This window comes from Roseovarius sp. 217 (assembly GCF_000152845.1).
GTDB lineage: Bacteria > Pseudomonadota > Alphaproteobacteria > Rhodobacterales > Rhodobacteraceae > Roseovarius.
Genome location: NZ_CH902584.1, coordinates 1,003,406 through 1,013,949, shown reverse-complemented (window position 1 = coordinate 1,013,949; position 10,544 = coordinate 1,003,406). Strand labels below are relative to the sequence as shown.

Annotated in this window: 14 protein-coding genes and 1 pseudogene; 4 read left to right on the top strand and 11 right to left on the bottom strand. The window is 63.0% G+C overall.

All coding sequences use genetic code 11. From position 1 onward, the window contains the following. Positions 1-112 precede the first annotated feature (112 nt). Positions 113-529 (top strand): hypothetical protein, encoded by a 417-nt coding sequence (locus tag ROS217_RS04790; protein ID WP_009816548.1) that lies wholly within the window; start codon positions 113-115, stop codon positions 527-529. Continuing rightward, positions 523-1,038, top strand: a complete 516-nt coding sequence (locus ROS217_RS04785) for a hypothetical protein (protein WP_157046544.1) — start codon at positions 523-525, stop codon at positions 1,036-1,038. Before ROS217_RS04790 ends, ROS217_RS04785 begins: the two co-directional genes overlap by 7 nt. Positions 1,039-1,059: 21 nt before the next feature. Here the strand turns inward: ROS217_RS04785 and trmD are convergent, their stop codons facing one another. The 9 genes and pseudogenes from trmD to ROS217_RS04740 all read right to left on the bottom strand — a co-directional run bounded on the left by trmD (position 1,060) and on the right by ROS217_RS04740 (position 7,360). Further along, positions 1,060-1,860 carry a tRNA (guanosine(37)-N1)-methyltransferase TrmD gene (trmD, locus tag ROS217_RS04780; protein ID WP_009816546.1) on the bottom strand — a complete coding sequence of 267 codons (801 nt, stop codon included), beginning with the start codon at positions 1,858-1,860 and terminating at the stop codon, positions 1,060-1,062. Further along, positions 1,857-2,366 (bottom strand): ribosome maturation factor RimM, encoded by a 510-nt coding sequence (gene rimM, locus ROS217_RS04775; RefSeq protein ID WP_009816545.1) that lies wholly within the window; start codon positions 2,364-2,366, stop codon positions 1,857-1,859. Before rimM ends, trmD begins: the two co-directional genes overlap by 4 nt. 76 nt (positions 2,367-2,442) lie before the next feature. After that, the gene (bluB, locus tag ROS217_RS04770; RefSeq protein WP_009816544.1) at positions 2,443-3,072 is read right to left on the bottom strand and encodes a 5,6-dimethylbenzimidazole synthase; all 630 of its coding nucleotides are present in this window, start codon (positions 3,070-3,072) and stop codon (positions 2,443-2,445) included. A gap of 18 nt (positions 3,073-3,090) precedes the next feature. After that, positions 3,091-3,495, bottom strand: coding sequence for a 30S ribosomal protein S16 (gene rpsP / locus ROS217_RS04765; protein WP_040650361.1), 405 nt, complete (start codon positions 3,493-3,495; stop codon positions 3,091-3,093). 47 nt (positions 3,496-3,542) lie between these two features. After that, positions 3,543-3,839, bottom strand: a complete 297-nt coding sequence (locus ROS217_RS23410) for a chorismate mutase (protein ID WP_083781515.1) — start codon at positions 3,837-3,839, stop codon at positions 3,543-3,545. A 153-nt stretch (positions 3,840-3,992) separates the two neighbouring features. After that, the gene (locus ROS217_RS04755) at positions 3,993-4,523 is read right to left on the bottom strand and encodes a GNAT family N-acetyltransferase (protein WP_009816540.1); all 531 of its coding nucleotides are present in this window, start codon (positions 4,521-4,523) and stop codon (positions 3,993-3,995) included. Next, a complete protein-coding gene (locus tag ROS217_RS04750; RefSeq protein WP_009816539.1) occupies positions 4,520-5,083 on the bottom strand; it encodes a GNAT family N-acetyltransferase in 564 nt (187 codons plus the stop codon). Before ROS217_RS04750 ends, ROS217_RS04755 begins: the two co-directional genes overlap by 4 nt. 75 nt (positions 5,084-5,158) lie before the next feature. Further along, positions 5,159-6,656, bottom strand: a pseudogene (gene ffh / locus ROS217_RS04745) (signal recognition particle protein). A 155-nt stretch (positions 6,657-6,811) separates the two neighbouring features. Then, a complete protein-coding gene (locus ROS217_RS04740; RefSeq protein ID WP_009816536.1) occupies positions 6,812-7,360 on the bottom strand; it encodes a hypothetical protein in 549 nt (182 codons plus the stop codon). 119 nt (positions 7,361-7,479) lie between these two features. On the opposite strand from ROS217_RS04740, the gene ROS217_RS04735 reads away from it, so the two are divergent. Next, on the top strand, positions 7,480-8,361 hold the full coding sequence (locus tag ROS217_RS04735; RefSeq protein ID WP_040651106.1) for a LysR family transcriptional regulator: 882 nt from the start codon (positions 7,480-7,482) through the stop codon (positions 8,359-8,361). Further along, a complete protein-coding gene (locus tag ROS217_RS04730; protein WP_009816534.1) occupies positions 8,358-9,263 on the top strand; it encodes a DMT family transporter in 906 nt (301 codons plus the stop codon). The genes ROS217_RS04735 and ROS217_RS04730 overlap by 4 nt, the downstream gene beginning before the upstream one ends. Here the strand turns inward: ROS217_RS04730 and ROS217_RS23125 are convergent. Next, entirely contained in the window at positions 9,242-10,213 is a 972-nt protein-coding gene (locus ROS217_RS23125) for a glycosyltransferase family 61 protein (protein ID WP_009816533.1), read from the bottom strand. The genes ROS217_RS04730 and ROS217_RS23125 overlap by 22 nt on opposite strands. Further along, positions 10,203-10,538, bottom strand: a complete 336-nt coding sequence (locus tag ROS217_RS04720) for an ArsR/SmtB family transcription factor (RefSeq protein ID WP_009816532.1) — start codon at positions 10,536-10,538, stop codon at positions 10,203-10,205. The genes ROS217_RS23125 and ROS217_RS04720 overlap by 11 nt, the downstream gene beginning before the upstream one ends. Positions 10,539-10,544: the final 6 nt, after the last annotated feature.

The following is a 10,544-nucleotide window of genomic DNA, read 5'->3' as shown; positions in this document are numbered from 1 at the left end:
TTCCAAGCAAGGCGGTATATAGGGACAAGTGGCGGGCGGATCAAGCCCGATGATACGTTCAAAGCGGTGCATTAAAGGTCAGGGTTGAGCTTTGTTTGGATGGCGATTATCCATGCAAATGCATGCAATCAACAAGAGAGAAATCATGAAGAGAGTAACGAGTACTGTGCTGATGCTGGCGGCATTCTTGGCCGGGTGTGGAGATGTCCCGACGGCAGCGGAAACTCAGGCACAAGCCAAGACCGACGCTGGCTGGGCGACGCGTGAAGCTGTCACTTACAACGGCAATCCGTTCGAGATCGCCGTTAATCCGGAAAGAACAGTTGCTCAAGTTCAAGCAGGCAATAAGAATTTTTCCTACACGCCGAACGATGTCGAAGCAGTTGCGCGCAGCAAGACCGGTTGCAAACCCAAGTTTGAAGCTGGTGTTTTGGCCTTCATGGGCGGCTTTGACGGCACTGCTGATCTAAAAATTGTCAAGGGAAAGAACAACCAACCATTCCGATGGAGCGTTAGCCTGACATGCTAAATCGGCGCGTTAGGCGCGCGGTTGCTCTTGGGGCGGTGGTTTTGCAATCGGCGTGTAGCGATGCGTCCCTTCCAAGCCGCAGCGCGACGGGCGCTATTGCAGAGGTGACGGCACGGGATAATCAGTTCGCTGATTATCCTGTTATCGGCACCACTTATTTGTCATTCGATGGCGCACACGGGTTTCAGATCAATTATATAGGGCCTAGGGGTAAGGCTTGGCTATGGTATCCAGGCAACCGTAGGGGCGTCGCCGAAGAGTGGAAGCTTGACACCGTCAATGGGTCCTCTGCGATCTGTTTTCGCCACCCAACAAAAAGCTACAACCCGATCACCAAAACCACAGGCGGCGCATTTGCATGTCAGAGCCTTGCGTTGTCGCAAAAAGCCAAAGTTGCAAGCCTTCCCGGAGATCCATTCGACTTGGCGTCCGGATCCGTGCCGTATGTCTTGGCAAAATGCGCCGCGCCGCAGGCGTTTCAATTTGATCTCAAGAAGTTTGGTTGCTAAGCGGATATCACCGCGCAGCGTTTACTTGGCCTTTTGGGACGCCCGATATGCATCCCAAAGGTCGGGACGCCGTTCAGCGGTTAGGCGCTCGGACATTTCGCGCCGCCATTTCTCGACCCGCGCGTGATCGCCAGAGGTCAGAACCTCTGGGATGACCCGGCCCATCCATTCGGCAGGGCGGGTATACTGCGGATGCTCCAGCAACCCGTTGGAATGGCTTTCCTCGGCCGTGCTTTCGGCATTGCCCAGCACACCGGGCAAGAGCCGCACGGTGGCGTCGATCATCGCCTGCGCGGCAATCTCGCCGCCGGTCATGACGAAATCGCCCAAGGAGACCTCTTGGATGCCATAATGCTCGATCACGCGCTCATCCAGCCCCTCGAACCGACCACAGATCAAGGTGACACCGGGGCGCTGCGAGAGGTCCTGCGCCATCGCCTGATCAAACCGCCGCCCGCGCGGGCTGAGGTAGATCAGCGGCCAGCCGGGCGGGGTGGCCGCCATAGCCTCGTCAATCGCGCGGCCCATGACATCGGCGCGGATCACCATGCCCGCGCCGCCCCCGGCGGGCGTGTCATCGACGTTGCGATGCTTGCCCTCGCCGTAAGGGCGCAGGTCGATCGCGTTGAGTGCCCAGAGGCCGTTTTGCAAGGCGCGTCCCGTCAGGCTCTCGCCCAGAATGCCCGGAAACGCTTGGGGAAGCAGGGTGATCACCCGCGCGGTCCAGACGCCTGCGAGGTCCGGCGTGGGCGTGATCAACTCGCGCGGGGTCAGGGTGGCGCGGATGGATTTGCGCCCGTGCGAGCGGGGCGTGTCGCTCATATCAGACCATCGGGCGGGTCGGCGATGATGCGGCCAGAGGCCAGATCGACGGTTGGCACCGCCTCAAGCGTGAAGGGCAGCAGAACCGTGGCGCTGAGGCCGGGACCGTGGATTTCCAACAGGTCAGACGCACCGTGATTGAGCACCGCCTTGACCCGTCCCAAGAGGGTGCCGCCCGTGTCGAACACCTCAAGCCCAATGAGATCGGCGTGGTAATATTCATCATCCGGCAGATTGGGCAGTTGCGCGCGCAGGGCATAGAGCCGGGTGCCACGCAGGGCATCGGCGGCCTCTTTGGTGGCGATGCCGGACAGATGTGCGGTAAAGCCGTTGGTGGTCTGGCCGGTCAGGCTGATGTCAAACTGCCGCGTGCCATCCTCAGAGGTCAGAGGGCTATAGCTGGCTATATCCTCGGGCATGGCGGTAAAGCTCTTGAGCCGCACTTCGCCGCGCACGCCAAAGGCGCCGCCGATGGCGCCCACACAAATGCGGTCACTGTCGCTCATGGCGTGGTCTCCGGTTTGACAGATCGGGATATGATCCGCTGAATTCCGCGGATGTGCAATGGGGCCACACGCATGCTCAACGCACCTCGGTCGGCAGGGTGGGGCGGCGGGTTTCCCATCCAGCCTGTTCCAGCTCTGGCGTGTCGCTGGTGGTTTCGGGCCAGCCGACGCAGAGATAGGCGACCAACGCCCAGTCGGCGGGCACGTCGAGGTCGCGCGCGAGTTGCTCTGGATCAAGGATCGAGACCCAGCCGACGCCAAGCCCCTGCGCACGCGCCGCGAGCCAGAAATGGGTGATCGCGCCGACAACGGAATAGCGCCGCATCTCGGGCATGGTGCCCGCGCCAAGGCCCGCGCCCTTGTCGGTGGCCTCGTCGCAATAGATCGCCAATTGCACCGGCGCCTCTTGCATGCCGGACAGTTTCAAGCCGCTGTAAATGCGTGACTTTTCACCGTGATACCCCTTGAGGGCGCGGTCATTTTCGGCTGTAAAGTTGGCCAGTGCCGCGGCGCGGGCCTCGGGGGATTGCACCCGGATCACGCGCCACGGTTCGCTCAGACCCACAGAGGGCGAGAGCAGGAAGGTGTCGAGGCAGTCCTGTAAGACAGCCTCATCCACCGCGTCCCGGCGGAAGCGGCGCACGTCGCGCCGCCACCGCATGAGATCGCGCAGGGCGGTCTGGAAGTCCTTGGAAAACTGTGACATTCCAGCGCCTTACCTGTCTTATTCCTCGGTTGCAGCCTCTTCGACCACGGCCTCTTCGGCGGGGGCGTTTGCCGCTGCTTCGGCTGCTTCGGCCTTGGCTGTCTTCTCTGCGGCACGTTCCTGAGCTTTCTTGCCCGGAACGGCTTTCTTCAGGTTTGCGCGCTCTTTCTTGGCGACAACGCCGGCGGTCTCAAGCATGCGGCTGATGCGGTCGGTCGGCTGAGCGCCCTGCGCCAGCCAGTGCTGGATACGCTCGACATCCATTTTCACGCGGTCTTCGCTGTCCTTGGGCAGAAGCGGGTTATAGGTGCCCAGTTTCTCAATGAAACGACCATCGCGCGGCATGCGGCTGTCGGCGGCGACGATACGGTAGAAGGGGCGCTTTTTGCTGCCACCACGGGCGAGACGGATTTTCATAGCCATTTGATATTCTCCTTTAATGGCGGGGGTTGATGGGGTTTGATCCCACCTTACGATTGGTGTTGTTGGTGATGTCGGATCACCTCGGCGATGATGAAGTTCAGGAACTTCTTGGCGAATTCCGGGTCCAGATCGGCCGTTGTCGCCAATTCTTCGAGCCGTTCGATCTGCGCGGCTTCGCGCGCGTGATCGGACGGGGGAAGGTCGTGTTCAGCCTTGAGTTTCCCCACGGCCTGCGTGTGTTTGAACCGCTCAGCCAGCGTGAAGACGAGGATCGCGTCAAGCCGGTCGATGCTCTGGCGGTGCTCTTTCAAAAGCTGGGCGGCAAGGGCGGTTGCGTCAGTCATGCGAGCCTCCGGCCTGTACAAACCTTGAGGTTTGCGGCGTGAAACGTAAGGTTTGGGCGATGTCACCCGTACTGGTCGGGATGTCGGTCATGTGGCGCGCCTTTGAGGCCCCGGAGGGGGCCGTGTGCGGTGCATTGAGTTTGGTCAAACAGGTCATGCTGCCACCTCGCCGGATTTCGGGTGTCGCCAAACCTGACAAGGTGTGCCGAGCAGGGTGCCGTCACGCTCAAAGCGCGCACCGAGACGCTCGGCCAGAGCCTGAGAGCGGGTATTGGCCGGGTCAATATAGGAAATCACGCCGTCGAGGCCGAAGTGCGCGGCCCCATGGGTGCGCGCGGCGTGGGCCGCGCGATAGGCGATGCCGCGCTCCTCGTACCCGTCCCAAACCTGCCAGCCAAGCTCCGGCTCGTCCCAGCCTTCGCGAAAGATGAAACCGCAGACCCCGAGCGGGTTGCCAGTGCCGCGATCAGCGATCACCCACATGCCAAAGCCGCGCAGCGCCCAATGGCCGAGGTTGCCCGCGATGAGCCGCCAGCAGTCCGCGCGTGACAGGGGGCCACCGACAAATTGGCTGCGGGTGCCTGCGTAGAACGCAGCGAGCTGGTCAAGATCATCCTCGCAGATGGTGCGCAGGATAAGATCACCGCTTTTGACCTCGGGGATATGCAGGGTGAGGGTGGTCATGCATAGGCCTCGACCGAACCGTCGTCGTCGCGGCCATCGTCTGCGCCCGGCGCGGGGTGGCGGTAGAGCAGATCGTGTCCCATGTGGATATTCTCATATTCCCGCTCGAACCATGCGCCCAAGCGTTCGGCAAGGGCGACCGAGCGGGTGTTGCCCGGCACGATATTCGAGGTGAGTGTCGAGAATCCAAGATCCTCATAGGCATAGCGGCGCGCGCGGGCCGCGGCCTCATAGGCGATGCCGCGCCCCTCGAACCCGGCATAGAGCGCCCAGCCCAATTCCGGCTCGGGCCAGCCTTCGGGGTTCCAGATGCCGGCGATGCCTGCGGTTTCACCGCTGTCTTTCATCTCGATGGTGAAATAGCCGTAGCCATGAATATGCCAATGGCCGACGTTGAGGGCAAACCAGCGCCATGCCTCGCCCCGGTTGGGCGAAGACCCAAACCCCTCGGACCGCTCCCGGTCGAGCAGAAAGGCGATGGTGGGGGCGATATCCTGTGGTTCTGGTCCACGCAGGATCAGGCGCGAGGTTTCCAGCGTGGGGGCCTGGGTCAGGTTCATCGCTGTGCCATCCCCCGGCGAGGTGCCGGCTGCGCAGTGGGATTTGAGTATTTTGGGAACAGTGAAAGCATGGCGTTATTTCTTTTTGCCAAAGCCGGAGAGGCCGGGGGGCAGGCCCATGCCGCCACCAAGGCCGGGCAGACCGCCACCCAAGCCGCCGGGGAGTTTGCCGCCAAGTGATTTGGCCGCCTCTTCCATTGCTTTGGGGTCGTTCATGTCGGGCATGCCGCCCTTGCCGAACATGCCCTTCATGGCCTGTTTCAGCATGCCGCCTTTGCCCATCTTGCCCATTTTTTTCATCATGTCGGACATTTGGCGGTGCATTTTGAGAAGTTTGTTGAGGTCCGAGACCTCCATGCCGGACCCGGTCGCGATCCGCTTTTTGCGGCTGGCCTGAAGCAGCGCGGGATTGGCGCGCTCTTTCTTGGTCATTGACTGGATCATGGCGATCTGGCGGGTGAGCATCTTGTCGTCGAACCCGGCCTCCTGCACCTGTTTCGACATTTTGCCCATGCCCGGCATCATGCCCATGAGCCCTTCCATGCCGCCCATTTTCTGCATCTGCTCAAGCTGGCCCTTGAGGTCGTTCATGTTGAACTGACCCTTGGCCATGCGGCGCATCATCTTTTCGGCCTCGGCGGCCTCGATGGTTTCCTGCGCCTTTTCCACGAGGGCGACGATGTCGCCCATGCCAAGGATGCGGCCCGCGATACGCTCCGGCTCGAAGGTTTCGAGCGCGTCCATCTTTTCGCCAAGGCCGACAAAGCGGATCGGCTTGCCGGTCACGGCGCGCATCGAGAGCGCCGCACCGCCGCGCCCGTCGCCATCCATCCGGGTCAGGACCACACCGGTGACGCCGATCTTGTCATCGAATTCGGTGGCGACGTTGACGGCATCCTGTCCGGTCAGACCATCGACCACGAGCAGGGTTTCGCGGGGATTGGCGACGTCGCGAACTGCCGCCGCCTGCGCGATCAACTCTGCGTCAATGTGCAGCCGCCCTGCGGTGTCGAGCATGTAGACGTCATAGCCACCAAGCGCCGCTTGGGTCTTGGCGCGTTTGGCGATTTGAACCGGGTCTTCGCCCTTGACGATGGGCAGCGTATCGACGCCGATCTGTTTGCCCAAGATTGCCAGCTGTTCCATCGCCGCCGGGCGGTTGGTATCAAGCGAGGCCATGAGCACGCGCTTGCCGTCGCGATCCTTGAGCCGCTTGGCGAGCTTGGCGGTGGTGGTGGTTTTGCCCGAGCCTTGCAGCCGACCATCAGAATGGGGCAGGCGGGTGTCGATCTTGAGCGCGCGGGATCACGGCGCCGCGCAATGTCTCGACCAGGCGTCATGCACGATCTTGACGACTGCTGGCCGGGGTCACGGATTTGGTCACGGCCTGCCCGGTGGCGCGGCTCTCGACGGTCTTGATGAAATCCCGGGCGACGGGCAGGGACACGTCAGCCTCAAGCAGGGCGACACGCACCTCGCGCAGGGCGGTTTTCACATCCTCTTCGGACAGCGCGCCTTGCTTGGTGAGCCGGTCAAAGACACCGGAGAGGCGTTCGGATAGATTTTCAAACATCGCTCAGGCTCCTGTGCCGGTTGCTGCCATGTCACCCCCATATAGGGGCAACGGTTCAAACGATAAACGCCCCCGTGGGCGCAACGCGCTGACGGGGGGCGATCCCGACACGGGGCCGGGACCGGAAGCATCGGCCTCCGGGAATTGGGGGGCGTTTAGCGCGGGGGTGGGGGGGAGTCAAGCGTGGGGTCTAAGACGCGGCGCTGGGCGAGCCAGTCATTGATGGCGCGCACCACCTCGCCTGAGGAGCGGCTGCTGTCATAGATCTCGGTGATCGGGTGCAGGAGCGCATCACCACTTGCGCCATCGCGCAGCACGAGCGAGGGGCGGTGCAGTTTTCGTCGCACGCGGGCGGGGTCAATGTCGGTAGCAGAGCCTGACAAGGTGGTCTCACCCGTGGCGCGGACTAAGTCGTCAAGCGGAAACACCGTCTCGCGGTGGCGAAAGATGGTGCGTGAGCGCAGGGTTGCGGTGCCCGCCCCCGCGTCTAGGATGAGTTGCAGGCGTTCGACAAAGATGCCGACACCCGCAAGCCCCATGCCGCCGCCGACCAGCAGAAAGACCAGACCGCCAACGAGGCTCTGCGGCATCACCAAAAGACCCACCCCGGCAAAGAGCATCGTAAAGAGGCTGAGCATGATCGCGATGAACCACGGTATCTCTTCGATGATCAGCAGATCCGGGCTGGTGTGTGTGACGTTCATCAGGGGGCGCTCTACGGCTGGGTGCCGCTATGCTACGCGCATCGCAGGTGATTGCAACCGCCGCTCCGCCGCCGCATAGTTGCGCGGCGAACGGGACAGCGGGCAGGGTGATCGCGGTGATGGACAATTGGGACGAAGTGCGGACCGCGTATAATGTGGCGCGGATCGGCACTGTGAGCGGGGCGGCGGAGGTGTTGGGCGTGCATCATGCCACTGTCATCCGCCATATCGACGCGCTGGAGGAGCGGCTGGGCGTCAAGCTCTTTCAGCGGCACGCGCGGGGCTACACCCCGACTGAGGCGGGCGATGACCTGCTGCGTGTGGCGCAGGCGACAGATGACCAGTTCAATCAGTTGGCCGGGCGCATCAAGGGCCAGGGCAACGATGTCTCGGGCGAGTTGGTCGTGACCTCGATCGGCGGTTTGAGCCATCTTTTAGTGCCGGTGCTGGCGGCGTTTCAGCACGATTATCCCGGTCTGGTGGTGCGCTATCTGACGGGCGATCGCCTGTTCCGGCTGGAATATGGCGAGGCGCATGTGGCGATCCGGGCGGGGTCCGTGCCGGATCAACCCGACAATGTGGTGCAGCCGTTCTTTCAGCAGCAATTCACGCTCTATGCCAGCGAAGGATATGTGGCGCGCTACGGGTTGCCCAAGGGCACGGAGGATCTGGCCAAGCATCGCTTTATCGGCGCGGATGATCCCAAGACGCGCGCGCCGTTTCTGCGCTGGTTGCAGGATAATGTGCCTGGCGAGGCCATCGTGTTTCGCTCGGGCGATGTGCATGCGCAGCGCAATGCGATTCTTGCCGGGGCGGGGATCGGATTCACGTCAGTGTTGCAGGCGGCAGAGATGCCGGGGCTGATACAGGTCATGCCCCCCAGACCGGAATGGGCCGCGCCGCTCTGGCTTGTCACGCATATGGATCTCCACCGCACCACCAAGGTGCAGGCATTTCTGAGTCACCTCAAGGAACGCGCGGCAGCGTGGCAGGCGGGATGACACCTGCCCTCAAGGGGCATTTGGCGATGCTGTGTTTCTCGGGGTTGGTGGCCGGGTCCTTTGCGCTGGGCTCGATGGCGGCGCAGCATTTGGCACCTGCGGCACTCAACGCGCCGCGTTTCCTCCTGGCGGCTGTGATCGTGGGCACGGGGGCCATGCTGAGCACGGGTATTCCGCGCAGCACCTGGGTAGCGCCCTGGCGCTACCTGCTGCTCGGCGGCGCGATGGGGCTCTATTTCGTGATGATGTTCGAGGGGCTCAAGACGGCGGCGCCGGTGTCGGCAGCGGCGGTGTTTACCCTCACCCCGATCATGGCGGGGATCGCCGGCTATGTGCTCTTGCGCCAGATCACCACGCCGCGCATGGCGCTGGCGCTGGGTGTGGGGGCGATGGGCGCGCTCTGGGTGATCTTTCGCGCCGACCTCTCGGCTTTGGTGGCGTTCGAGGTCGGGCGCGGCGAAGTGATCTATTTCTTTGGCTGTGCCGCACATGCGATTTACACGCCGCTGGTACGCCTGCTCAATCGCGGCGAACGGCCGGTGGTGTTTTCCTTTGGCACCATGCTGGGGGCTGCGGTGCTGATCACGGCGGCGGGCTGGGGCGAGATCCGGGCGACCGATTGGGCGGGCCTGCCCGCGATCGTCTGGGTCACCATTGTCTATACGGCGGTTTTCGCCACCGCGATGACCTTCGTTCTGTTGCAATATGCCAGCCTGAACCTGCCCAGTGCCAAGGTGATGGCCTATACCTATCTCACGCCCACATGGGTGACGCTCTGGCAGGCGGCGCTTGGGCATGCCTTGCCACCGCTTTTGGTCCTGATGGGGGTGGGGCTGACGGTGGTGGCGCTGGTGTTGTTGTTAAAGGACGAGAGCGCGCCTCAGATGAAACCTGCGGCCTGAAGATCGCCGCGCAGCTGGCGCAATTCGGTCGGGGTCGGATCGTCCTCCGCGCTGGGTGCAAGCTGCGCAAGGGCGGCGGTCGTGGTCAACTCCACCTCTGAGAAGCTGGTGATCTGCCGGGCGATGGCGTCGAATGTGTCCTGACGGGTGCGGCGCTGGATGAGGCCAACGTTGGTTCCGGGGGTCATCACGAAGGCGGCCATGTGGAACGCCGAACCATCAGGGCCGACGATCACGCGGGCAGCGCGGTAGCGCGCAATCTGCTCGGTCACGCTGTGGCGCTCCGGGTGAAAGATGTCGTAGCCCGCGCGGGACATCCAACGCTCGATGAGCTGTTCATGCGGCACCTGTTGTTCCGGATTCTTGAGGCGACGGCGCGAGACATAGACCTTGTCTGGTCCAACGGGCGCGTCCCCGGCGCAGAGGTGGCGGCGCATATAGGTGCGGGCCTCGGGCGTGCCGCCGCTCCAGTGCAAATGGCCAAATCCCTGTGTCGGAAGGATCAGCTCATCGACCTGTGTCGGGATCTCGACCAGATGCACGGGGAGGGCCTGCCCCAGCATATCCAGCAGCGGGCCAAGACGGCGGCGCAGCACGGCGGCGATGTCACGGCCCGCCATTGGCAGCAGCGCGATGCCGTCCACGGCCCCGATCACATGATCGAGCGCCCAGAGACGTGGCACCGCTTCGAGCAGGAAATGACCGAAATGGTGCCGCCCCACCCCGGCAAAAAGCCAGCGTCCCGGAAGCTGTGCGCATGCGCCGGGTGACAGCACGGGGTCGGCTGTAAAACGCCCGGCGGATAAGAGGGTGCGTGCCGCAGGCAGGACCATGCCGTCGGGCATGAGCGCACCACAGGCCATGCCGGTCTCGGCGCGCAATGGCATGAGGATGGCCCCCGGCACGGTGTCGATCCGCGCCTCGGGCATATGGCGGGCGTCAGGGATCATCCGGCAATTCGCTTTGCAGGAACCGCTCGAACGCATCGAGATTGACCGCCTCGAACTGGCCAAAGCTCTGCATCCAGATCGAGGCATCGCGCAGGGCGTCCGGCTCCAGCTTGCACCAGGTCACCCGGCCCCGCCGGTCCTGACTGATGAGACCGGCGCGGCTGAGGATGCCCAGATGTTTGGAAATCGCGGCAAGGCTCATCTCGAACGGTTCGGCCACATCCGTGACCGCCATGTCATCCTCGAGCAGCATCGACAGGATCGCGCGCCGGGTGGGATCGGCGAGGGCGGCAAAGATCATATCGAGGGCAGGCGTGCTGTGCATGTTTCT

Coding starts and splice junctions, on each gene's coding strand:
- rpsP (WP_040650361.1), bottom strand. CDS start 3,495: ATGGCTATGAAAATCCGTCTCGCCCGTGGTGGCAGCAAAAAGCGCCCC.
- ROS217_RS23125 (WP_009816533.1), bottom strand. CDS start 10,213: ATGATCCCTGACGCCCGCCATATGCCCGAGGCGCGGATCGACACCGTG.
- ROS217_RS04735 (WP_040651106.1), top strand. CDS start 7,480: ATGGACAATTGGGACGAAGTGCGGACCGCGTATAATGTGGCGCGGATC.
- bluB (WP_009816544.1), bottom strand. CDS start 3,072: ATGTCACAGTTTTCCAAGGACTTCCAGACCGCCCTGCGCGATCTCATG.
- ROS217_RS04740 (WP_009816536.1), bottom strand. CDS start 7,360: ATGAACGTCACACACACCAGCCCGGATCTGCTGATCATCGAAGAGATA.
- trmD (WP_009816546.1), bottom strand. CDS start 1,860: ATGAGCGACACGCCCCGCTCGCACGGGCGCAAATCCATCCGCGCCACC.
- ROS217_RS04730 (WP_009816534.1), top strand. CDS start 8,358: ATGACACCTGCCCTCAAGGGGCATTTGGCGATGCTGTGTTTCTCGGGG.
- ROS217_RS04720 (WP_009816532.1), bottom strand. CDS start 10,538: ATGCACAGCACGCCTGCCCTCGATATGATCTTTGCCGCCCTCGCCGAT.
- ROS217_RS23410 (WP_083781515.1), bottom strand. CDS start 3,839: ATGACTGACGCAACCGCCCTTGCCGCCCAGCTTTTGAAAGAGCACCGC.
- ROS217_RS04750 (WP_009816539.1), bottom strand. CDS start 5,083: ATGAACCTGACCCAGGCCCCCACGCTGGAAACCTCGCGCCTGATCCTG.
- ROS217_RS04790 (WP_009816548.1), top strand. CDS start 113: ATGCAAATGCATGCAATCAACAAGAGAGAAATCATGAAGAGAGTAACG.
- rimM (WP_009816545.1), bottom strand. CDS start 2,366: ATGAGCGACAGTGACCGCATTTGTGTGGGCGCCATCGGCGGCGCCTTT.
- ROS217_RS04755 (WP_009816540.1), bottom strand. CDS start 4,523: ATGACCACCCTCACCCTGCATATCCCCGAGGTCAAAAGCGGTGATCTT.
- ROS217_RS04785 (WP_157046544.1), top strand. CDS start 523: ATGCTAAATCGGCGCGTTAGGCGCGCGGTTGCTCTTGGGGCGGTGGTT.